This window comes from Ectobacillus ponti, from assembly GCF_024294785.1.
Classification (GTDB): domain Bacteria; phylum Bacillota; class Bacilli; order Bacillales; family Bacillaceae_G; genus Ectobacillus; species Ectobacillus ponti.
Map to the genome: position 1 here is coordinate 44,196 of NZ_JANCLT010000018.1, position 20,938 is coordinate 65,133.

Annotated in this window: 22 protein-coding genes; 21 read left to right on the plus strand and 1 reads right to left on the minus strand. The window is 54.7% G+C overall.

Annotation, left to right across the window (positions count from 1 at the left end):
- Positions 1 to 327: 327 nt before the first annotated feature.
- From NK662_RS21270 to NK662_RS21290, 5 genes are all read left to right on the plus strand, one after another.
- The gene (locus tag NK662_RS21270) at positions 328 to 1,782 is read left to right on the plus strand and encodes a spore germination protein (RefSeq protein WP_438503652.1); all 1,455 of its coding nucleotides are present in this window, start codon (positions 328 to 330) and stop codon (positions 1,780 to 1,782) included.
- The gene (locus NK662_RS21275) at positions 1,779 to 2,960 is read left to right on the plus strand and encodes a Ger(x)C family spore germination protein (RefSeq protein WP_254760984.1); all 1,182 of its coding nucleotides are present in this window, start codon (positions 1,779 to 1,781) and stop codon (positions 2,958 to 2,960) included. Before NK662_RS21270 ends, NK662_RS21275 begins: the two co-directional genes overlap by 4 nt.
- Positions 2,957 to 3,172 (plus strand): hypothetical protein, encoded by a 216-nt coding sequence (locus tag NK662_RS21280; RefSeq protein WP_254760985.1) that lies wholly within the window; start codon positions 2,957 to 2,959, stop codon positions 3,170 to 3,172. The genes NK662_RS21275 and NK662_RS21280 overlap by 4 nt, the downstream gene beginning before the upstream one ends.
- Positions 3,173 to 3,190: 18 nt before the next feature.
- Positions 3,191 to 4,273: a GerAB/ArcD/ProY family transporter gene (locus NK662_RS21285; protein ID WP_254760986.1), complete on the plus strand. Its 1,083-nt coding sequence runs from the start codon at positions 3,191 to 3,193 to the stop codon at positions 4,271 to 4,273.
- Positions 4,274 to 4,362: 89 nt separating this feature from the next.
- On the plus strand, positions 4,363 to 4,653 hold the full coding sequence (locus NK662_RS21290) for a Dabb family protein (RefSeq protein ID WP_254760987.1): 291 nt from the start codon (positions 4,363 to 4,365) through the stop codon (positions 4,651 to 4,653).
- An 80-nt stretch (positions 4,654 to 4,733) separates the two neighbouring features.
- Here NK662_RS21290 and NK662_RS21295 read toward each other — a convergent pair whose 3' ends face one another.
- Positions 4,734 to 6,158: a sigma-54 interaction domain-containing protein gene (locus NK662_RS21295; RefSeq protein ID WP_254760988.1), complete on the minus strand. Its 1,425-nt coding sequence runs from the start codon at positions 6,156 to 6,158 to the stop codon at positions 4,734 to 4,736.
- Positions 6,159 to 6,396: 238 nt separating this feature from the next.
- Here NK662_RS21295 and NK662_RS21300 point away from each other — a divergent pair, with 238 nt between their 5' ends.
- The 16 genes from NK662_RS21300 (at position 6,397) to NK662_RS21375 (ending at position 20,835) form a co-directional block, all read left to right on the plus strand.
- A complete protein-coding gene (locus tag NK662_RS21300; protein WP_254760989.1) occupies positions 6,397 to 7,080 on the plus strand; it encodes a GntR family transcriptional regulator in 684 nt (227 codons plus the stop codon).
- 12 nt (positions 7,081 to 7,092) lie between these two features.
- Complete coding sequence (locus NK662_RS21305; RefSeq protein WP_254760990.1) at positions 7,093 to 8,616, plus strand: aldehyde dehydrogenase; 1,524 nt, start codon at positions 7,093 to 7,095, stop codon at positions 8,614 to 8,616.
- An 18-nt stretch (positions 8,617 to 8,634) separates the two neighbouring features.
- On the plus strand, positions 8,635 to 9,828 hold the full coding sequence (locus NK662_RS21310; protein WP_254760991.1) for an LLM class flavin-dependent oxidoreductase: 1,194 nt from the start codon (positions 8,635 to 8,637) through the stop codon (positions 9,826 to 9,828).
- A gap of 15 nt (positions 9,829 to 9,843) precedes the next feature.
- Entirely contained in the window at positions 9,844 to 10,257 is a 414-nt protein-coding gene (locus tag NK662_RS21315; RefSeq protein WP_254760992.1) for a thioredoxin domain-containing protein, read from the plus strand.
- 45 nt (positions 10,258 to 10,302) lie between these two features.
- Positions 10,303 to 11,460, plus strand: a complete 1,158-nt coding sequence (locus NK662_RS21320; RefSeq protein WP_254760993.1) for an LLM class flavin-dependent oxidoreductase — start codon at positions 10,303 to 10,305, stop codon at positions 11,458 to 11,460.
- Positions 11,457 to 11,867, plus strand: coding sequence for an ArsC/Spx/MgsR family protein (locus NK662_RS21325; RefSeq protein WP_254760994.1), 411 nt, complete (start codon positions 11,457 to 11,459; stop codon positions 11,865 to 11,867). Before NK662_RS21320 ends, NK662_RS21325 begins: the two co-directional genes overlap by 4 nt.
- A 12-nt stretch (positions 11,868 to 11,879) precedes the next feature.
- Positions 11,880 to 12,437 (plus strand): NADPH-dependent FMN reductase, encoded by a 558-nt coding sequence (locus NK662_RS21330; RefSeq protein WP_254760995.1) that lies wholly within the window; start codon positions 11,880 to 11,882, stop codon positions 12,435 to 12,437.
- Positions 12,438 to 12,448: 11 nt separating this feature from the next.
- Complete coding sequence (locus NK662_RS21335; protein WP_254760996.1) at positions 12,449 to 12,940, plus strand: flavin reductase family protein; 492 nt, start codon at positions 12,449 to 12,451, stop codon at positions 12,938 to 12,940.
- A 76-nt stretch (positions 12,941 to 13,016) separates the two neighbouring features.
- Positions 13,017 to 13,406, plus strand: a complete 390-nt coding sequence (locus tag NK662_RS21340) for a riboflavin kinase (RefSeq protein WP_254760998.1) — start codon at positions 13,017 to 13,019, stop codon at positions 13,404 to 13,406.
- Positions 13,393 to 13,683 (plus strand): hypothetical protein, encoded by a 291-nt coding sequence (locus NK662_RS21345; RefSeq protein ID WP_254760999.1) that lies wholly within the window; start codon positions 13,393 to 13,395, stop codon positions 13,681 to 13,683. The genes NK662_RS21340 and NK662_RS21345 overlap by 14 nt, the downstream gene beginning before the upstream one ends.
- Positions 13,684 to 13,702: 19 nt before the next feature.
- On the plus strand, positions 13,703 to 14,923 hold the full coding sequence (locus NK662_RS21350) for a CaiB/BaiF CoA transferase family protein (protein WP_254761000.1): 1,221 nt from the start codon (positions 13,703 to 13,705) through the stop codon (positions 14,921 to 14,923).
- Between the two features lie 54 nt (positions 14,924 to 14,977).
- The gene (locus tag NK662_RS21355) at positions 14,978 to 16,288 is read left to right on the plus strand and encodes a 3-isopropylmalate dehydratase large subunit (RefSeq protein WP_254761001.1); all 1,311 of its coding nucleotides are present in this window, start codon (positions 14,978 to 14,980) and stop codon (positions 16,286 to 16,288) included.
- A complete protein-coding gene (locus NK662_RS21360) occupies positions 16,251 to 16,751 on the plus strand; it encodes a LeuD/DmdB family oxidoreductase small subunit (protein WP_254761002.1) in 501 nt (166 codons plus the stop codon). Before NK662_RS21355 ends, NK662_RS21360 begins: the two co-directional genes overlap by 38 nt.
- The gene (locus tag NK662_RS21365; protein WP_254761003.1) at positions 16,748 to 17,635 is read left to right on the plus strand and encodes a hydroxymethylglutaryl-CoA lyase; all 888 of its coding nucleotides are present in this window, start codon (positions 16,748 to 16,750) and stop codon (positions 17,633 to 17,635) included. Before NK662_RS21360 ends, NK662_RS21365 begins: the two co-directional genes overlap by 4 nt.
- A gap of 447 nt (positions 17,636 to 18,082) precedes the next feature.
- Complete coding sequence (gene asnS / locus NK662_RS21370) at positions 18,083 to 19,474, plus strand: asparagine--tRNA ligase (RefSeq protein ID WP_254761004.1); 1,392 nt, start codon at positions 18,083 to 18,085, stop codon at positions 19,472 to 19,474.
- Positions 19,475 to 19,809: 335 nt separating this feature from the next.
- Positions 19,810 to 20,835, plus strand: a complete 1,026-nt coding sequence (locus NK662_RS21375) for a hypothetical protein (RefSeq protein ID WP_254761005.1) — start codon at positions 19,810 to 19,812, stop codon at positions 20,833 to 20,835.
- Positions 20,836 to 20,938 lie beyond the last annotated feature (103 nt).

A 20,938-nucleotide genomic window follows, 5' to 3' on the forward strand; every position in this document is an offset into this window, starting at 1 on the left:
CTGTCAAGAAGCCTTTTCATTCTTCCATTTTCCCCCGATATACACGTGATTCAGTGCCGAGGGGGACAATTTGGGAGCGTATATGGCGATTTGGCAGAGAAGCCGGCCTGAAAAACGTGCTTCACATGAGGCTGCTATTGCCGCTTTTGGGATAATATCATGTACCGAAATAGATTATGTACACCCGCGTTTGTTCAGCTAAGCATACGGATAGGCGCATGAAAACTGAGGTTTTATCCATAATAAGAAAAAATTCTCAGCTGTAAGGTGTTGGTTGGATTGCAGACAACAGATGAAAAGCAAACAGACAAGGGCATCAGCAGCCTCATGCTGCCGCAATACTTGTCCCGGTCGGCATCGGAAAACATGACGCTGCTGAAGGGGGCTTTCCGGGAGTGCGCTGATGCTGTATTCCGGGAGGTGCACGGGGCCGGGGCTTCCGGCATGCTTGTGTATCTCGACGGACTGGTGAAGACAGAGGACCTCGAGCTGCATGTGCTGGACCACCTGCTGGCGCCGGATGAGGGAGCGCGGCAGCTGAAGGATGCCACCTCCATTGCCAGTGTGAAGACAACGGCGAAGTGGGAGGATGTGGTGCATGCGATTCTGGATGGGGATGCCGCACTTCTTGTGGAAGGCGCCGATCAAGCGCTGCTGCTGAGCGTCAGGGGCGGCACACGGCGCGGTGTGCAGGAGCCGGCTTCCGAGACCGTCATCCGCGGGCCGCGCGAGGGCTTTACCGAAAGCCTGCGGGTCAATACGTCGCTTGTGCGCTTCCGGCTGAAAACTGCGGATTTCAAATTGATTTCATTTACTATAGGGACACAGACGCGCACCAAGGTGGAGCTTGCGTACGTCGAGGGCATCGCCAAGGAAGAAATCATTGAAGAGGCGAAAAAACGGCTGTCCGCCATTGAAATTGACGGTGTGCTGGAAAGTGCCTATTTGGAGGAGCTCATGGAGGATAACCGGTATTCGCCGTTTCCGCAGCTGCAGCACTCCGAACGGCCTGACACTGTGGCTGCCCTGCTGCTTGAGGGGCGGTTCGCCGTTTTCACCGACGGCACGCCGTTTGTGCTGCTCGGTCCGGTAACAGCCTGGCAAATGCTGCAGGCAAGCGAGGACTATTATGACCGCTACATGTTCGCCAACTTCATCCGCTGGCTGCGGCTTGCTTTCCTGTTTGTTGCTTTGTTTACGCCGGGGCTCTATATCGCGATTATTACGTATCATCAGGATTTGCTGCCGACGACGCTGATTTTGAGCATCGCAGCGGCCCGGGAGGCCATTCCGTTTCCGGCCTTTGTAGAGGCCATTATCATGGAGCTTGCTTTTGAAGCGCTGCGTGAGGCCGGCATCCGCCTGCCGAAAACGGTCGGACAGGCTGTCAGCATTCTCGGCGCGCTTGTCATCGGACAAGCCGCTGTGCAGGCCGGCATCGTGTCGGCGCCTATGGTCATCATCGTCTCCTTAACCGGGATTGCTTCCTTTACCATCCCGAAATTTAACTTTGCCATTTCCGTGCGGCTTCTGCGCTTCCCCATCATGCTGTTTGCCGCCATCTTCGGCTTGTTTGGCATCATTATTTGCACGATGTGGATTTGCACCCATCTTGCCACGCTGACCTCCTTTGGCGTGCCGTACTTAAGCGGCATTGCCCCGTATAAGAAGGGAGAAGCAAAGGACATCCTTGCCCGCGCACCTTGGTGGAAGATGAAGCTGCGCCCGGCGACCTTTGTCCGCGGCAATCGGAAGCGTCTCGTCGGGAGGGAAGAGGAATGATGAGGCGCTGTCTCCTCCTGCTCTCCTGTATTCCGCTTTTGAGCGGCTGCTGGGACCGGCGGGAAATTAATGATGTCGCCTTTGTAATTGCGACGGCCCTTGATAAAGAAGGCGACAAGTACCGCTCCACAGTGCAAATTCCGCTGCCGGGCCAGATGGGCGGCGTCGGAAGCGGCGGAGGCGGGGGCGGTACAAGCGGATCCAAAACATGGTACCTTGAATCCGCAACCGGACGCACAATCCGCGAGTCCAATGCGAAGCAGCAGAAGGCCATTTCCCGAAGACTGTATTTCGCCCATCGGCGGGTCGTGATGATCGGTGAGGATTTGGCCAAGGATGGGATGGAACAGATGGTCGATTTATTCGGCCGTGCCCCGCAAAATCGTCTGACCTCGTTTCCGGTGATAGCCAAGGGGCGGGCGGCAGAGCTGCTGCAGGTGGAGGCGCCGACGGAAATGTTTCCGGCTGAGATGGTCCGCGAGCTGATTTCCAATTCCTCAGAGGAGCCGACCACCTTAAAGGATATGGTCAGCGAAATGCTGACGGAAGGCATTGACCCCGCGCTGCCGGTTGTGACAAAAAGAAACACGGACCCGGGGGCGAAAGGGGATTCGCAGTCGACTGTCGGTGTGTCCGGTATGGCGGTATTCAACGATCAGAATAAGCTGGCAGGCATGCTGAACGATAAGGAAGCCCAAGCTGTTTTGTTTGCGTTAAACAGGGCCCGCGCAACGGAAATATCCATTTTCCCGAAAAAAGGAAAGCACGGGGTGGCGCTGCAGGTGCAGGAAACAAGCATTCGCATTGATCCGGTCACCAGCGGAAAGCAGGTGAAGGTCCATATTCACGGCAAGGTGCGCGCGCTCATTGTGGAAAATGATACAAAAATGGGCATGGCCAATATGGATAACCTGCAGAAGCTGCAAAACTTGCTGAACCGTACGCTTGAGAAGCAAGTCATCCAAGGGGTGGCGGCTTTGCAGAAGGCCGGCTCGGATGCGATGGGAATCGGCAGAAGCATCCACGCAGACAATCCAAAGCTGTGGCAGAGCATTCATCATGAATGGCCCAAGCTGTACCCGAAGGTGCCTGTTTCCGTCAGTCTGGATTCAGAAATTGAGCATGGCGGCACACTGGTAACACCGCTTGGCATTCAAAAGGAGGAGCAGGAAAAATGAGGCTCATGTTTCCGATTCTGTCCCTATGGTCGCTCGGCATGCTTCTGTTTCATTGGCCGCAGCTCAGAGAGGCAACACGAACCGTTAAAGGGTTCTTCCTGCTTTGTGTCGGCGTCAGCTGGGGTCTGTGGCTGTATATCGCGCTGGTCAAGCATATCTGGTATCCGACTGTGTGGCTGCATGACATGATAGAGAGGCTGCTGCCATTTTAAGAGAAGGAGGATGAGGGCATGAAGCAAATTGGAGGCCGGCAATTGATTCTCATTGGAGCCATGTATATTTTGGACAGCTCTTTGGTCAGTACGACCGCACAGACGGCATTTCACGGCAAGCAGCATGGCTGGCTCAGCTTTCTGGTGCCTGTCCCCTTCATTTTACTCGTATTGTGGCTGCTGAGCCTGGTGACAAAACGATATCCTGGACAGGATTTGCTCCAGGCTTTGACAAAGGCGTATCCAGTGCTGGGGCGGGCCGCCGCAGCCGCGCTGCTGCTGTTTTATCTGTATATTTACACCAGAGATGTCCGCATGTTCGTGGATTTTTGCAGCGTGGCCCTGCTGCCGAGTACGCCCTTGGTGGTCATATCCACTCTCGTCGTCATCACGACGGTCTGGATCGCAAGGGGCGGGCTTGCCGCAATTGGCAGAATCACCGAGCTGTACGCGCCGCTGTTTGTCATTGTGATCCTGACGCTGCCGCTGTTTGTGACAAAGGATATTGAGGTGGTCGCGCTGCGGCCCTTCTTTGCGATGGATGTACCGGGCGTGGTGCTCGGCGGCTGGTACGCCTTTTCCTATGTCGGGGAAATTCTGGCCATTGCCTTCATTTGTACAGGCAATACGTTCCGCTTCCGGCACGGTGTGATAGGGCTTGGAATTGGGGTGGGGCTGATTATGATCTTGAGCATGCTCGATATTTTGGTGCTCGGGCCCGAGCTGACAGCCAAATTTTTATATCCAAACTATGAATTGATCCGGCAAATCCGGGTTACGGACTTTCTGGACCGGTTTGATTTGGTCATCGTCGGCGTTTGGGCGCCGACGATGATTACGAAAATTGCCTACAGCCTGTATATCATTTCCTATGCGCTGCATCGGATCGTTCCGGATATTCCATGGAAGCTGGCGGTGTCCCCGCTTGGCATGCTCGGCTTCGTCTGCTCATTCTGGCTTTTCAAAAACTCGCTGCAGCTGTTCTCCTTCACGAAGGAGTGGACAGCCATCGCCATGGTGGTTCAGCTGCTGCTGCCCGTCGGCATCTATCTGCTGGTGCGGCTGAAGAAGCCGGCCAAGCAGGAAAAGCCGGCCCATTAAAGCTTTTCGTTGCACTTGGAACAGCCGTCCGCTACAATCAAAAAGTGTAAATCCTACATATAAAAATACAACGAAAAGAGGGCGTTTCCATGATCCAACGAATCGTGCTGGTAAAGTTTGCTGAGGACACAACAAAGGAGCAGCTGCAGGAGGTAGTGAACCGCTTCCAGGCGCTGCAGGAGCATTTGGAAGGCGTGGTGGAGGTGCAGGCGGGCTTGAACACCGGGCGCAACAAGGAATATCAGGTCGTGCTGATGGTCCGCTTTGAGAACCAGGAGGCACTGGATTCTTATGCGGTGCATCCGGAGCATCAGGCTGTGGCGGCCTATATCCGTGAAGTCGGCCGTGTGGACAGCATTGGCGTGGATTTGAACCTATAGGATATGAAAAAGCCCGGGGCTGTGCAGCTCCGGGCTTTTTCGTGATGTCTTCTCCGCCAAGTGCCGGCGCCATGATTTTGTTATGCGCGCTGCTCCTGCAGGCGGGCGGCAATTTCCGTTTCATAGCGCTTCAGCCGTTCATAGAAGGACTGCCGGGAGATGCCGAGCAGTTTAATTGCCTGGCTTCGGTTGTGCTTTGTGTGCTGGAGGGCTTTGGCGATGAGTTCAACTTCCAGACGCGCTACATTCTCGGTGAGGTCGAACGATGTCTCTTGCCGGCCCGGCTGCGGAGGGGCCGGCTGCGGGTCTTGGCCGCCTGTAAGAAAGTGGGGCAAATCGGTGATTTGAATTTCGTCTGCTTCTGCGAGCACAAAGCCATGCTCGAGCACGCTTTTCAATTCGCGGACGTTGCCGGGAAGGGGATGCTGCAGCAAGTATTCATGTGCTTCGCGGCTGATGCGGATCTGCTTGTTGTATTTGTAGGAGAGCTCCTTCAGGAAATGGACGATGAGCATATCGGTATCCATCCTTCGTTCCCGCAGCGGAGGGATGGTGAAGGTGAAGCCGTTGATGCGGTAATACAGGTCTTCGCGGAAGGCCTGCTTTTGCATCATGGACTCCAAATTGCAGTTTGTCGCAGCGATGATGCGCACATCCAGCGGAATGACCGTGCTGCCGCCGACGCGGACGAGCTCCTTTTGCTGCAGCACCCGGAGCAGCTTCGCCTGCAGGTGGTAGCTCATATCCCCGATTTCATCGAGAAAAATCGTGCCTTTGTTCGCCAGCTCAAACTTTCCTTTGCTGCCGCTCCGCTTTGCCCCCGTAAACGCTCCTTCCTCATAGCCGAACAACTCACTTTCGAGCAGCGCCTCTGGAATAGCCGCGCAGTTAATGGTGATATACGGCTTGCCCATCCGGTTGGACAACTGATGAATGCCGCGGGCAATCACTTCCTTGCCGACACCGCTTTCCCCGCGGATTAAAATCGGAATGTCTGTAGGGGCCAGCTTCCGCAGCCGCGCCAGCTGGCTCATGAGCGGGCTGCCCTTGCTGATGACAAACTCCTTCAGCTCCGCCGGCAGCTCCTGCGCGCGGTGCAATTCATTTTCCAAAAAATCAACGTACTTATTCAACTGGGCATGGTGAAAGGAGGTTTTCAGCTGCTCCAGCTCGGCCTCATTCTTATGGGTGGAGACAGCGCCGATGACGTCTCCCTGGTACATCAGCGGGGAGGCATGGACAATAAAGTGCTTGCCGAGCACAACGCTGTGCTGGTGCATCTGCGGGGTCCCGGTGTGAAGCGCTTTCAAGATAATGGAGTTTGGAATCAGCTCCTCCGCATGCCGCCCAATCCACTCGTCACGGACAATTTCCATGTTCCGTTCGGCTGACTTGTTGATGAAAAGAAACCTCCCGTGCCGGTCAATAATTTTTACCCCATCATAAATCGCATCGAACATATTCATAAGAAAGGACATGTCCACTTGGACTGCCGATAATACCATCGCAGCACCCCCTAGCCAAATTCATATCCAAAATATACTTTTAATTCAGAATATTGTCAATATAACGGATGGTTGTCTGAAAGATAGATAGGTTTTTGTTAAAAATGTTTGAAAATCAGACAGAAATGGGATAGAAAGGCTGTCAGACGGTTGGCACGCTGCTTGCAATATAGATAGATGAATAGTCGACAGATGACAATCTACAGTATATCGCAGAGGAACGAGAAAGAGGGGATGGGTGCGGAAGGTGCCAAACATTAAGCGGGTGGACCCGTTGTATGAGCAAATTTACCACAGCCTGGAGGAGAGTATTTTGACAGGCGGCATTGCCGCAGGCGAACGGCTGATTGATACGAGAATTGCCGCGGAATTCGGGGTCAGCCGAAGCCCGGTGAGGGAGGCCTTCCGCAAGCTGGAGGGCGATGGGCTGCTGACAAACCATGAGGGAATCGTTACGGTGTTCACGCCATCCTTGCAGGATGTGCTTGAATTGTACCAGGTGCGTGTCGGGCTGGAGTCGGTGGCGGCTTACTGGGCGGCCGTGCATGCGATGGCGGATGAGCTGCGGCGGCTGCAGGACTTGCTGGGGGCAGCCGAGCGGGCCGTGGCGCAGCAGCAGCGAAAGGAAATCATTTCGCTGAACACACAATTTCACGAACTTATTGTGTCCAGCAGCCGCAATGCCCGCCTGTCAGCTATGATGTATCACATTCGTTCGCTGGTCCGCTTATGCCGCAACACAATTATTCAGCAATACAACCGCGGCGACAGCTTCCTGTCTGAGCACTATGGCATCTATCATGCGCTGCAGGCGAGAAATCCGGAGCTGGCGGCGGAGCGGATGCAGGAGCATATGTACCGCGACATGCAATATTTTCAGCAGTCCTATCTGGGTGAAAGAGAAAGCTTAATGAAAATGTAGAGGAGGCTTCATATGGATACGATGACAAAAACAGTGTATCAGCTCCCGTTTACCGGCATCAAGCAGTACAAAATGTTTATTAATAACGAGTGGGTGGACAGCGCTTCCAGCCAGACGTTTGACTCTGTCAATCCGTTTACAGGAGAGGTTTGGGCACAGGCGCCGCTTGGCGATAAGGAAGACATTGACCGGGCGGTGCAGGCGGCGAAGGCTGCTTTTGAAACAGGTGAATGGTCCCGGTATACAGGGGCGCAGCGGGCGGCACTCCTGCGCAAGCTGGGCGACTTGATCGGCGAGCATGCCGAAGAATTGGCCATCAGCGAGGTGGCGGACAATGGCAAGCTCATCCGGGAAATGCTCGGGCAGATGAAATCGCTGCCGGGCTGGTGCTACTATTTTGCCGGCTTGGCCGACAAGGTGCACGGCGAAAGCATCCCGATTGATATTCCGAACATGATTAACTACACCGTGCGCGAGCCGCTTGGCGTCGTCGGCGCCATCGTGCCGTGGAACTCCCCGCTGCTGTTGACCCTGTTCAAGCTTTGCCCGGCGCTTGCTGCCGGCAACACGATGGTCATCAAGCCGTCTGAGGTTACACCGGCTTCGCTCTTGGAGCTGGCGGTTCTCATTGAAAAAGCCGGCTTCCCGCCAGGTGTGGTGAACATTGTCACCGGCTACGGCCAGACAGCGGGCGACGCGTTGTCCAAGCACCCGGATGTCCGCAAGGTTGCCTTCACCGGCTCATCCGCAACAGGCAAGCTCATCATCAAAAATTCTGCGGAGCAGTTTGCGCGCGTGTCGCTGGAGCTTGGCGGCAAATCGCCGAACATCATTTTCGACGATGCGGATTTGTCCAATGCAGTGAATGGCGTGCTTGCCGGCATTTTCGCAGCGTCCGGCCAGACATGTATGGCGGGCTCCCGCGTGCTCGTGCATGACTCCATCTATGATGAGTTCGTGGAGCGCCTTGTGGAGCGCACAAGCCGCATCAAGCTTGGCAACCCGCTTGATATGGAGAGTGAAATGGGGACGGTGGCCTTTGAGGGGCAGCATGAAAAGGTGCTCCGTTACATCCGCATTGGGCAGGAAGAAGGCGCCACCCTGCTGTATGGCGGCAAACGCCCGATGACACCGGAGCTGAAGAACGGCTTTTTTGTGGAGCCGACGATTTTCGGCGATGTGCGCAATGACATGAGAATTGCCCAAGAGGAAATTTTTGGACCGGTCGTCTGCCTCATCCGCTTCCGTGATGAAGAGGAGGCGCTCCAGATTGCCAATGATACACAATTCGGCCTCGCCGCTGCGGTATGGACGAAGGATGTGCAGCGGGCGCACCGCATGGCGGGCAAGATCAATGCCGGTACGGTGTGGATCAACAACTACCGGAAGGTTTCCTACGCCTCTCCGTTCGGCGGCTACAAGGCGAGCGGCATCGGACGCGAAAACGGCATCCAGGCAATGCATGAGTATACGCAGGTAAAAAGCGTATGGGTGGACACTGGGTCTGTCATTACGGATCCGTTCAAAATTTTATAAAAAACGAGGGGGATGAAGATGAGCCGTTTTGATGTATTTCGTGAAGCCGGCAATCCGATGTTCAATGACAACCAGTTGAAGCTTGGCATTTTCGGGCCAAACGTCAACAACTCCTGCTCCATGACGCTGGCAGAAACGTCTTTCAAGCCGGATTTTAAAACAAATGTGAAAATCGCGCACATGATGGAGGACGCCGGATACGAGTGTATCGTACCGGTGGCGCGCTGGCGCGGCTTTGGCGGGCCGAGCAACTTTAACGGGCGTTGTATGGAAACCTATACATGGGCATCCGCAATGGCGGCGGTGACGAAGAAGATTTATCTCTTCTGCACGTCCCACGTGCCGACCGTCCATCCGATCGTGGCAGCGAAAATGATTTCAACCATTGACGATGTGTCCAAAGGCCGCATCGGGCTGAACATGGTGTGCGGCTGGTTCCAGAAGGAGCTGGAAATGTTCGGCAAGAAGATGGAGCATGCGCAGGGCTATCGCTATGCAACCGAGTGGATTGAAGTCGTCCAGCGCATGTGGTCGGAGCAGTACTTTGACCATAAGGGTGAATTTTTCGAGATTCAGGATGCCTGGCAGGAGCCAAAGCCGTCCCAAAGTCCGCGGCCGGTGCTGATCAATGCCGGTTCCTCCGCCCCGGGCATGCATTTTGCAGCGAAATATACAGATTTCCACTTCTCCTTCCTCGAGTCGATTGAGCAGGGAAAGGAATGGACGAATCATATGAAGCGCCTCGCATGGGAGGAGTACAACCGCGAAATCAATACGTTCACGACAAGCTTCGTGGTGTGCCGCCCGACCGAGAAGGAAGCGTGGGAGTATTACAACTACTATGTGCGGGAGCGCGGCGATGATGAGGTAACGGATATGATCTGCCGTCTCTTCAACGTTGATACAGCATCCCAGTCCAAGGAGTTTAACAAGAAGTTCCGCGAGAACTTCATCGCCGGCTGGGGCGGCTGGGCGCTTGTCGGTACGCCGGAGCAGGTCGCGGAGAAGCTCGTGAAGGTATCCGAGACCGGTGTGTCCGGTACGCTTGTGTCCTTCGTCGATTATCTGGAGGAAATGCCGTACTTCAATGAGCGGGTGCTGCCGCTCTTGGAGCAGGCAGGCGTGCGCAAGCCAAATAAAGAAAGCGCTGCCGCGGAAGCCGGCATGGTGGAAGCGGAGCGCGCAGCTGCAGAAGTGGCTGCAGCAAAATAAGAAGGGGGAATCAGCATGGACCATTGGATTCTGTACGGCCGGGTCGGCAACCCGTCCTATGAAATTACGAAAGCATGGCTCGTCAACAACGGTATTCCGTTTGAGAATCGGAGTGTATTCCAGCTGACACAGGAGGACATCACGATGCTTGCGGCAGTTGTACCGGGCGGCGTGAAGGAGCTTGTCTATCCGGACACCTTCTCCTTCTCGCTCATCAATCCGCAAAAGCATGCGGAGAAGCAGTATGTGACGGAGATCCAAAGCGGCAAGCTGTCCGAAACCGAGGCGCTGGAGACATTGGGCTATCACCCGGCCCTTCTGTTGACACCGATTTTGACAAATGGCAAGCAGGTCATCGTCGGCTATGATCTGGATACGCTGGTGAATACCTTCCGCTTTGTGAAGGTAAAAGACGTAACGCTGGCATAAGGGCGGGCCCGCTGCCGGCGGGCCTTTTAAAAAAGGAGGAAAACGATGAGCCGTTTTGATGTATTCCGCGAAGCAGGCAATCCCATGTTTAACGAAAATCAATTAAAGCTTGGCATTTTTGGCCCGAACGTCAGCAATTCCTGTTCCATGACGCTGGCAGAGACTACCTTCACCCCTGACTTTGACACAAACGTCAAAATCGCGGGGATGATGGAGGCTGCCGGGTATGAGTGCATTGTGCCGGTGGCGCGCTGGCGCGGCTTCGGCGGCTCCAGCAACTTCAACGGCCGCTGTATGGAAACCTATACATGGGCGGCAGCCATGGCGGCGGTGACAGAGAAAATTTATCTGTTCTGCACGTCCCACGTGCCGACGATGCACCCGATTGCGGCTGCGAAAATGCTGGCCACCATTGACGACATTTCCGGCGGCCGCATCGGCTTAAATACGGTAACCGGCTGGTTCCCGAAGGAAATGAACATGTTCAATGGCAAGAAGCTGGAGCATGACCGGGGCTATGACTATGCGAACGAATGGATGGAGATCGTGCTGCGCCTCTGGTCCGAGCAATTCTTCGACCATAAGGGCGAGTTCTTCGACATCAAGGACGCCTGGCAGGAGCCAAAGCCGTCGCAAAGTCCGCGGCCGGTGCTGATCAGTGCGGGAACGTCCTCACGCGGCCGGGACTATTCGGCGAAATTCTCCGACTTCAACTTTGGCTTCATTGAGTCACTGGAGCATTCCGCCGAGTGGACAAAGCAAATGAAGAAGATGGCCTGGGAGAAGTACAAGCGGGAAATCAACACGTTCACGACAAGCTTTGTCGTCTGCCGCCCGACAGAAAAGGAAGCGCGGGAGTACTACAACTATTATGTGCGTGAGCAGGGAGATTGGGAGGTTGCCAATATCATCTGCGATATGTTCGGCATCGAATCCTCCTCCAATTCACAGGAGTTCCTGACAAAGATGCGCGAGAACTTCATCGGCGGCTGGGGCGGCTGGGCGCTTGTCGGCACGCCGGAGCAGGTGGCTGATGAAATGATCCGCCTGTCCAAAACAGGTGTATCCGGCACGCTTGTCAGCTTTGTGGATTATCTGCAGGAAATGCCATATTTCAATGAACAGGTACTGCCGCTCTTAGAGCAGGAGGGCATCCGTCTGCCAGTGAAGCAGGAAGCACTTGTAGGGGAGGGGCAAGCATGAATCAGTGGGTACTGTACGGAAAGAGAGGCAATCCGGCCTTTGATATCATGAAAGCATGGATGGTGAACAACGGTATGCCATATGAAGGCCGCAGCATTTATGATGTGAAGCGGGCGGATGTGGAACAACTGGCGGCGCTGGCGGGTGATGCGCGCAAGCTTGTGTATCCGGATGCGTTCTCGTTTTCTATGATCAATCCGCAGCGGCAAACGGAAAAGGGGCAGATTTCCATCATTCAGGACGGCAATCTGTCACAGGAAGAGATCGTGGACAAAATCATGGATTTTCCGTCCCTTCTCATTACGCCGCTGTTGACGGACGGCAAGCGTCTCATCATCGGGTATGATCTGGAGACACTCGTGAACACCTTCCGCTTTGTCAAAGTAAAAGACGTCACGATGGCCTAAAGGGGGAAGCACATGCTTGTAATCGGAATTTGTGGCAGCTCCGCCTCCAGCCGGCGGACCCGCGCATTGGTGGAGGAAGCGCTGGCCGGGGCGCGGCTTGCCGGCGGCGTGGAAACAGACATCATTGATTTGTCAGAGGTGACGCTTGACTTTTGTGATGGAAGAGCAGCGGAGGCATACAGCACAGAGACACAGCGCGTGCTTGAGCGCATGCGTGACGCGGACGCCTATATTTTTGGATCCCCGATGTACCGGGGGTCCATGACCGGGGCGCTGAAAAATCTGATTGACCTGCTGCCGGACGCGTATATAAAGGGGAAAACGGCCGGACTGGCAGCAACCGGCGGCAGCGATCACCATTATCTCGGACTCGATTTGGGCTTTCGCACAGCCATGTCATTTTTCCGGGTGCATACCATACCGGGCATTCTCTACCAATCTCGTTTTACAGTAGAAGACGGCCGCATTGTGGAGCAGAAGGTACGGGAGCAGGCGGAGCAGTTTGGCCGCGATGTGGTGCAGCTGGCACAGATGACAGAGGGCCGGGTGCTCGGGCCGGCCTTATATTAGGAGGGGACGAAATGAACAACGAAGCAACAGCCGCTTTTAAACAAATTATGGGAAGCTATCCGACGGGTGTGACCGTTGTGACAACGACAGGCGCGGACGGCACACCGGCTGGTTTGACGGTGAACTCCTTCGCTTCTGTATCCCTGGATCCGCTGCTCGTGCTGTGGTGCCTCGACAACCGCTCCTCCGCCCTGGCAGCCTTCAGTGAATCGGATGTGTTTGCGGTGCACGTGCTGGCGGCGGAGCAGCAGGATGTATGCTGGGCCTTTGCCGGCAAGGAGCCGGACCGCTTCGGAAAGGTGGAGTGGGCACAGTCGGAGCACGGCCTGCCTGTCATCTCAGGATCGCTGGGTGTCCTGCAGTGCAGGAAGGTGCAGCAAATGGAGGCTGGCGACCATCAGATTTTTCTCGGGGAAGTCATAGCCATTGAGAAGGAAGAGAAGGAGCCGATGCTGTATTTCCGCAGGCATGTCGGCAAAATTCCGGAGCATTGGCCGGTGTGATTGCGGGGGACGGATTGCCGGGGCAGTTCGTCCCTTCTCCCTTGCCCCAATCTGGAAGAGAAGGAATGGTGACAGCATGATCTATACGGGTATTGTTGTTCACGGCGATAAGCTGGGCCGGACGATCGGGTTTCCAACCGCCAATTTGGAGCTGTTGACAGGGGACATTGCCGCCAAGGGCGTGTATGCGGTGCTGGTGCAGCATGGGGATCGGATGTATACAGGTGTCATGAACATTGGAAGACGGCCGACTGTGGCTGATGACAAGCAGCTGTCGGTCGAGGTTCATATTCTCGATTTCCATGAACATATTTACGGCCATTCACTGACGGTCAGCGTAGTCGGGCACATACGGCCGGAGCAAAAGTTTGCGGGATTGGCAGAGCTGCAGGCGCAGATTGCAAGGGATGTGCAGAGCGCCAGATACATGGTGCAGGAAAGGGAGATGCGGCGTGAATCCGTATAGAGAAAGCAGAGAGCTTCATTTGCCGGACCTTCTATTCATCGAGCGGTGCCGGGAGCAGTTCGGCATTAACCGCGGTGTGTACAATACGATTGATATCTGGATGTTTCACCATGGCTGGACGGACGTCGTGGAGCTGCGTGAGAGAATACAGGAATTTCTGGCAGTTTGGAAGCGGCAGGCAGGGGATCGCATTGTAATTGGCCCCGGCAATTTGACAAAGCGCCTGCAGGAGGATGTCGGGGCGAAGGGGCTGCCGGCAATGGCACGCGCAGAATAATACAACGGAGGTGCAAGCTATGCGGGAAAAAGCACTGGCAGGCTTAAAGGTGCTGGAAATGGGGCAGCTGATCGCCGGACCGTCGGCAGGGAGGCTGTTTGCGGAATTCGGGGCGGAGGTCGTGAAGGTGGAAAGCCCAAAACATGGTGATCCGATCCGCTCCTGGCGCGTGGTGGAAAACGGCACGAGCCTTTGGTGGCATGTACAGGCGCGCAATAAAAAATCCATTGCCCTGGATTTGCGCGAACCAGCGGGGCAGGACATCATCCGCCGGCTGGCGGCCGAGGTGGATATTATCATTGAAAACTTCCGGCCGGGCACGATGGAAAAATGGGGCATCGGCTATGAGGAGCTGCGCGCCATCAATCCGCGCATCATCATGGTTCGCATCAGCGGCTACGGCCAGGACGGCCCGTACCGCGATAAGCCGGGCTTCGGCTCCATCGGCGAGGCAATGGGCGGACTGCGCTACTTGACCGGCTACCCGGACCGGCCGCCGACACGTGTCGGCGTCAGCATCGGCGATTCCATCGCTTCCTTATATGCCGTAACCGGTGCCATGATGGCGGTCTACCACCGTGATGTGAAGGGAACAGGTGAGGGGCAATGTGTGGATGTAGCGCTGTATGAAGCGGTATTCAGCATGATGGAGAGCCTGCTGCCGGAGTACGACCGGACCGGCAGCATCAGAGAGCGCACCGGCAGTACGCTGCCTGGGATTACGCCGTCCAACACATATGTGTGCCGGGACGGCAAATATGTCGTCATCGGGGCGAATGGTGACGGCATTTTCAAGCGCCTCATGGTGCTGATCGGCAAGCCGGAGCTTGCGGAGGACTTGCGCTTTCACAATAATGCGGCCCGTTCGCAGCATGCCGAACTGCTGGATGCGCTCATTGAGGAATGGACGAAGGAACGGAGCCTGGAGGAGGCGCTTGCTGCACTGGACGGGGCGAAGGTGCCGGCCGGCCCGATTTACTCCATTGCCGATATCGCGGCAGATCCGCATTATGCGGCCCGTGATATGCTGTGCGAAATCGAGGTGGAGGGCATTGGCAGACTGAAGGTGCCGGGCATTGTGCCGAAGCTGAGCGTGACGCCGGGCACTTTGGAGTGGAGCGGCCCGAAGCTTGGCCAGCATACGGAAGAGGTCCTGACAGGTCTATTGGGGATGAGCGGACAGGATGTGCAGCAGCTGCAGCAAAAAGGGATTGTGGGCAGCGCTGAAGTGGTGAAGTAAACGCATCGGCTGTCGACAGCATATTGTCTACAGCAAAAAAGGGGGGGGACCAGGATGGGCATGACCATGTCCGAGAAAATATTGGCGAAGGCCTCCGGGCAAGCCGAAGTGCGGGCCGGTGACATTGTTTGGGCAAAGGCGGATGTAGCGCTGATGCATGATCTGCTCGGGCCATGGCTCGTGGACGGGGCCTTCAAGCGCCTGGGCGGCAAGCTGCTCGACAAAGAGAAGGTGGTGCTCGTTTCTGATCACTGCACACCGCCGGCCACCGTGCAGCAGGCAAATATTTTAAAATTTACCCGCGATTGGGCAAGGGAGCAGGATTTGCCGTACTATTACGAGTTTGAGGGGCCGTGCCATCAGGTGATCGTCGAGCACGGACATGTGCGGCCGGGGCGGCTCATTGTCGGGACAGATTCCCACACCTGTATGGCCGGCGGGCTTGGGGCGTTTGCCACCGGCATCGGCTCCACCGAGATGGTCGGCGTTCTGCTGACAGGCGAGATTTGGCTGAAGGTGCCAAAAACGACAAAGGTGGTGTGGGATGGCGAACTGCCGCATGGGGTGTACGCGAAGGATCTCATCCTGCGGACCATCCGTGATATCGGGCATGCCGGCGCCACCTATGAAGCGCTGGAGTTTTCCGGCAGTGCCATTGCCTCACTTTCCATGGACGAACGGCTCGTGCTGTCGAATATGGCGGTGGAGGCGGGGGCGAAGACGGGGCTTATTGAGCCGGATGAAGCAGTTGCCGCTTACCTGCGCGACCGGGACGTTTCCGAGATGGATTGGATGGCGAGCGATTCTGATGCGGTGTATGAAAGAGTGCTCTATTATGATGCTTCCGCACTGGAGCCGCAGGTCGCCTGTCCGCATGAAGTGGATAATGTGCATCCCATCAGCGCGGTGGCCGGCAAAACGGTGGACCAGGTGTACCTGGGCTCCTGCACGAACGGACGCTTGAGCGACCTGCGCATAGCCGCTCATATTTTAAAAGGAAAGAAGATTGCAAAGGGTGTGCGCTGCCTCGTTGTGCCGGCGTCACAGTCGGTTTGGATGCAGGCAAGCAAGGAAGGGCTGCTGGATATTTTGGCGGAGGCCGGCTGTATCATCAATATGCCATCCTGCGGCGCCTGCGGCGGCTTTACAAGCGGCGTCATCGGCGCCGGCGAAGTGGTGATGTCCTCCTCCAACCGCAACTTCCGCGGCCGGATGGGCAGCGCGGCGGGAGAGGTGTACCTCGGTTCGCCGGCCACAGCGGCGGCAACGGCAATTGAAGGGAAAATTGCCGATCCGCGCAGCTATATTGAGAAAGGCGGGGAGCAAAATGGCGATTATTCGCGGACGCGTATGGAAATACGGTGACAACATCAATACAGACATCATTTCGCCGGGCCAGTATATGAGCCTGCCGGTGGAGCAGCAGGCGGTCCATGCGATGGAAGCGGTGGAACCTGGCTTTGCCGATAAGGTACAGCCTGGCGACATTCTTGTGGCCGGGCATAATTTCGGCTCCGGCTCCAGCCGGGAGACAGCGCAGATGGTGCTGAAATATCACGGCATCGGCGCCATTGTCGCTTGTTCCTTTGCCCGCATTTTTTACCGCAACAGCCTGAATGTCGGGCTTCCGGTTGTGGAAATGCCGGACACATCTTCCATTGAGGAAGGCGACGAGTTGGAAATCGACCTGCTGGCCGGAACGATCAGGAACCATACAAAAGGGAGTGAGCACCGGGGGACAAAGCTGCCGGAGCACCTGATTGAAATGGTGCAGCTTGGCGGTCTGGAGCCGTACCTGGCGAAAAAGCTGAAGGGGGTCACCGGATGAAGCTGCCAAAGCGTGTCGAGGTCATTGAAGTCGGGCCGCGGGACGGCCTGCAAAATGAGCCCGGCTTCATCCCGACGGAGCAAAAAATTGCCCTGATCCATGCTTTGGGAAAAGCGGGCATCCGGCGGATGGAGGCAACGTCCTTTGTGCACCCCGTCTATGTACCGCAAATGCGGGACGCGGCAGAGGTGCTGCAGGGAATCGGGCAGCGTGAAGATGTCCAGTATATGGTGCTCATTCCGAACGAAAAGGGCTACGAGCGGGCGGAGGCAAATGGCGTGCGGGCGGTATCCTTCGTAACCGGCGCAAGCGACACCTTCAACCAAAGAAATGTGAAGATGGGCCGCGAAGACTCGCTGTCCCGCATGGCGGCTGTGATTGCAAGAGCAAAGGCTGCCGGCATGTTCATCCGCTATAACATTGCCACCGCCTTCTGGTGCCCCTATGAAGGGCGTGTCGACCCGGCTGTGGTGCTGGATATGGCAGAGCGGCTTGACCGCCTCGACGTGGATGAAATCGTCCTGTGCGACACCATCGGCCGGGCGAATCCGCAGCAGGTTCATGACCTGTTTGGGCGCTGCTTCGGTCTGCAGCCGCATGCACTCCTGACCGCTCATTTCCACGACACATACGGCACCGCCCAGGCCAATATCATCGCTGCGCTGCAGGCCGGCGTCACCCGCTTTGACACCTCCATCGGCGGCCTGGGAGGCTGTCCATTCGCGCCGGGCGCCGCCGGCAACGCGGCAACGGAGGATGTCGTGTTCATGCTGGGGGAAATGGGCGTTGAAACCGGCATTGATTTGCCGGCACTGCTTTCGTGTGTGGAGCTGATCAAGCCATGCGCAAGCCGGGAGCTGACGGGGCATGTCCATAAGGTGTAGCAGCAGCCTGAACAGACCAGCACGGAACCAGTGCTGGTCTCTTTCACATGCGTTCCCCGCCGGGAATATCGTTTCAGACCTCCAGGGACAACTGGACAAAGGATGATAGGGTGTGATAAATTATTATAATGAAAATTCATTTTAAAACTACATAGTTTTATATCGGTGAAGAGGAAAGTAGTTTTTGCCGTATTCGATAGCGAGCCGGGGACGGTGGAAGCCTGGCGATGAAGCATGAATGAAGAACGCCTTTGAGTTCAAACCGAAAGGGACAGCTGAAGCAGGCTTGGACATGGCCGGAACGTTATCGGCCGGGGTCAGCAACAGCGGCTTGAAAGCTGGTCATATGATGACAATTTGGGTGGCACCGCGATTCAGCCTTTCGTCCCTTTTTCGGGGGATGGAAGGCTTTTCTATTGTAAGAAAATTGCCATAAGGAGGATACGTATGATAAAGACTGCAGTAAAAGATTTATACAGAAAGCAAGAGAGCTTTCGGGACAAGACGGTTCAGCTTTCAGGCTGGATCCGCACGCTCCGCGATTCCAAAACGATTGGCTTCATGGAGTTAAATGACGGCACATTCTTTAAAAGTGTACAAGTGATCTTTGAGGACAACCTCGATAACTTTAAAGAGATTACCAAGCTGCCAATCAGCTCTTCTGTTACAGTGGAAGGCGAATTTGTGCTGACACCTGACATGAAGCAGCCTTTTGAAATTAAGGCGACCAAAATTGTTGTGGAAGGATTATCGGACACCGATTATCCGTTGCAGAAAAAGAGACACTCCCTTGAATATTTACGAACAATCGCCCATTTGCGTCCGAGAGCCAATACCTTCTCAGCCGTGTTCCGGGTACGGTCTCTCGCATCCTACGCGATTCATCAGTTCTTCCAAGAAAAAGGCTTCTTGTATGTGCATACGCCAATTATCACTGGAAGCGATACGGAAGGCGCAGGGGAAATGTTCCGTGTGACATCCATGAATTTGAACCAGCTTCCTAAAAACAAAGAGGGGCAAGTCGATGACAGTGCCGATTTCTTCGGCAAGGAAACGAACTTAACCGTGAGCGGCCAATTGAATGCGGAAGCCTTCGCGCTTGCTTTCCGCAATGTGTATACATTCGGCCCAACCTTCAGAGCGGAAAACTCCAATACAGCCCGGCATGCCGCGGAATTCTGGATGATTGAGCCGGAGGTGGCCTTTGCAGAATTGCCGGACATCATGGACCTTGGGGAAGATATGATCAAATATGTCATCCAGTACGTGTTTGACCATGCTCCTGAAGAACTGGCCTTCTTTAACAGCTTTATCGACCAAACGCTGATGGAACGATTGAAGAACGCCCTGGAATCAGATTTCGGAAGAGTGACGTATACGGAGGCGGTTGCCCTCTTGCAGAACTCCGGCAAGGAATTTGACTACCCCGTGGAATGGGGCATGGATCTGCAGACGGAGCATGAGCGGTATTTGAGCGAGGACATTTACAAGCGCCCTGTCTTCGTAACTGACTATCCGAAGGAAATCAAGGCATTTTATATGCGGGCGAATGAGGATGGCAAGACCGTGGCTGCGACGGACCTGCTGGTTCCCGGCATTGGCGAGTTAATTGGGGGAAGCCAGCGTGAGGAACGAGAAGAAGTCCTGGTGAACCGAATCAAAGAGCTCGGCATGTCGGAAGAAGATTACTGGTGGTATCTCGAGCTTAGAAAATACGGCGGCACCAAGCATTCCGGCTATGGCATCGGATTCGAGCGTCTGGTGATGTATCTGACCGGAATGAAGAACATCCGCGATGTGATTCCATTCCCTCGTACACCGGGAAATGCAGAATTTTAATTAGAAAGTATTCAAATTGCGCACGTTGAAACAAGCAGCTGCTTATGGCTGCTTGTTTTTTTATTGCCGGCAATATCAGAACTGTTTCTTATCTATTCATCCTTTTGAAGCAATTTTTCTTTTCTCTGAAGAAAATAGGGGGTATTCGATAAGTTTAGACAAAAACTGCTATGTAATCTGATGAAAAACACTATTTATATAGTAAAAAGTATTAAAATGTTGCAAAGTGTCGAACGGAAAGAGTTGGAATTCTCATCTCTATGATATATCCTTATATTCGGATGTTAAACATCTATTTACGTAAGATATACACAAGGTAAAGGAGAGGAAGTACTATGGGGAAATGGAAAACAGCAGCTATGGGGGCACTGGGCTTAGGTGTTGCGGGCTCCATCATGATGTATGGCGCACAAGGGAAGGCTGCCATTGACAGCCCGGCTTCTGCCAGCCAAAAGCCGAACTATGTGAACGTAGAGGTGAACGGCGTTAAGGTGGATTCCGCAGCCAACAGCAAAATCAATGGTGTTGTGTATGTCGATGCCAAAAAATATGCGGACCTTCTTCATGCTTCCTTTTCGTACAGCGATCAAAAAGGTGCGTATGTGCTGGAGAATCAGACGCTTGAGACAAAGGTGATTAACGGAGTCCAAACTGCCAAGCTGGATGATATCGTAAAGATCCTGGGCAAAGACAAATTGGGTGTGCAAAAGCTGAGCTACACGAAGGGTACCAATACTGAATATATACTGGCTCTTCCAAAGGGCGTCATACAAATTACGCCAATGGTTGCCGGCATGGGCGAACACTGGGCTGACCCGGCAGACATGCCGCACGGTCCGATTTACGGGGTAATTGACGACAAACTGGTGTTTGTGGAACAAATGATTGAGCAATCCGCTTTTGTGAACGGGACAACCATCAATAATATTCCAGGCATGAAGGGACTTCCTTCCCCATCTGTCAACCATACAGATATTCAATTTGAAGAGTACGGCCATACTGGGTTTGAAACGCCTCACTATGATATTCACCATTACTTCGACAGTCATACGGACCACTTGCTGGCTGGCCCGCCGACAATCGGATATGAAGTCATGTCCGAGAAGACATCTGAATGTATGTTCGCTTATTTTGTAGGCGGCGCACTTGTATCCTCCAACACAACGGATGTGAAGAATGAGGGGCATGGTGTTGTATACGTGGATGGAGTGCCTCAGACCAAGCTTCTGGACGAGCAGATCGGCTGCTATAGCATTTCCGGGCTGACGGCCGGCAAGCACCACATTAAGCTGGAGCTGCAGAACAACACCGGAACGCAGGTGCTGGGAACAAGCGAATTTGATGTAAACATCCAAAATTAATCAGGCAAGCAAAAAAAGGCACTCATTGGGTGCATTGCCATCAACTTAAGAACATGCATAAAATCATAAAAGTAGGACACCCTTTCATGCAGTACTGCATGAA

Bases quoted from the DNA above. Each gene is read 5' to 3' on its own strand.
- NK662_RS21270 (WP_438503652.1), top strand. From the start codon at position 328: ATGCTGCCGCAATACTTGTCCCGGTCGGCATCGGAAAACATGACGCTG.
- NK662_RS21275 (WP_254760984.1), top strand. From the start codon at position 1,779: ATGATGAGGCGCTGTCTCCTCCTGCTCTCCTGTATTCCGCTTTTGAGC.
- NK662_RS21280 (WP_254760985.1), top strand. From the start codon at position 2,957: ATGAGGCTCATGTTTCCGATTCTGTCCCTATGGTCGCTCGGCATGCTT.
- NK662_RS21285 (WP_254760986.1), top strand. From the start codon at position 3,191: ATGAAGCAAATTGGAGGCCGGCAATTGATTCTCATTGGAGCCATGTAT.
- NK662_RS21290 (WP_254760987.1), top strand. From the start codon at position 4,363: ATGATCCAACGAATCGTGCTGGTAAAGTTTGCTGAGGACACAACAAAG.
- NK662_RS21295 (WP_254760988.1), bottom strand. From the start codon at position 6,158: ATGGTATTATCGGCAGTCCAAGTGGACATGTCCTTTCTTATGAATATG.
- NK662_RS21305 (WP_254760990.1), top strand. From the start codon at position 7,093: ATGGATACGATGACAAAAACAGTGTATCAGCTCCCGTTTACCGGCATC.
- NK662_RS21310 (WP_254760991.1), top strand. From the start codon at position 8,635: ATGAGCCGTTTTGATGTATTTCGTGAAGCCGGCAATCCGATGTTCAAT.
- NK662_RS21315 (WP_254760992.1), top strand. From the start codon at position 9,844: ATGGACCATTGGATTCTGTACGGCCGGGTCGGCAACCCGTCCTATGAA.
- NK662_RS21320 (WP_254760993.1), top strand. From the start codon at position 10,303: ATGAGCCGTTTTGATGTATTCCGCGAAGCAGGCAATCCCATGTTTAAC.
- NK662_RS21325 (WP_254760994.1), top strand. From the start codon at position 11,457: ATGAATCAGTGGGTACTGTACGGAAAGAGAGGCAATCCGGCCTTTGAT.
- NK662_RS21330 (WP_254760995.1), top strand. From the start codon at position 11,880: ATGCTTGTAATCGGAATTTGTGGCAGCTCCGCCTCCAGCCGGCGGACC.
- NK662_RS21335 (WP_254760996.1), top strand. From the start codon at position 12,449: ATGAACAACGAAGCAACAGCCGCTTTTAAACAAATTATGGGAAGCTAT.
- NK662_RS21340 (WP_254760998.1), top strand. From the start codon at position 13,017: ATGATCTATACGGGTATTGTTGTTCACGGCGATAAGCTGGGCCGGACG.
- NK662_RS21350 (WP_254761000.1), top strand. From the start codon at position 13,703: ATGCGGGAAAAAGCACTGGCAGGCTTAAAGGTGCTGGAAATGGGGCAG.
- NK662_RS21355 (WP_254761001.1), top strand. From the start codon at position 14,978: ATGGGCATGACCATGTCCGAGAAAATATTGGCGAAGGCCTCCGGGCAA.
- NK662_RS21360 (WP_254761002.1), top strand. From the start codon at position 16,251: ATGGCGATTATTCGCGGACGCGTATGGAAATACGGTGACAACATCAAT.
- NK662_RS21365 (WP_254761003.1), top strand. From the start codon at position 16,748: ATGAAGCTGCCAAAGCGTGTCGAGGTCATTGAAGTCGGGCCGCGGGAC.
- asnS (WP_254761004.1), top strand. From the start codon at position 18,083: ATGATAAAGACTGCAGTAAAAGATTTATACAGAAAGCAAGAGAGCTTT.
- NK662_RS21375 (WP_254761005.1), top strand. From the start codon at position 19,810: ATGGGGAAATGGAAAACAGCAGCTATGGGGGCACTGGGCTTAGGTGTT.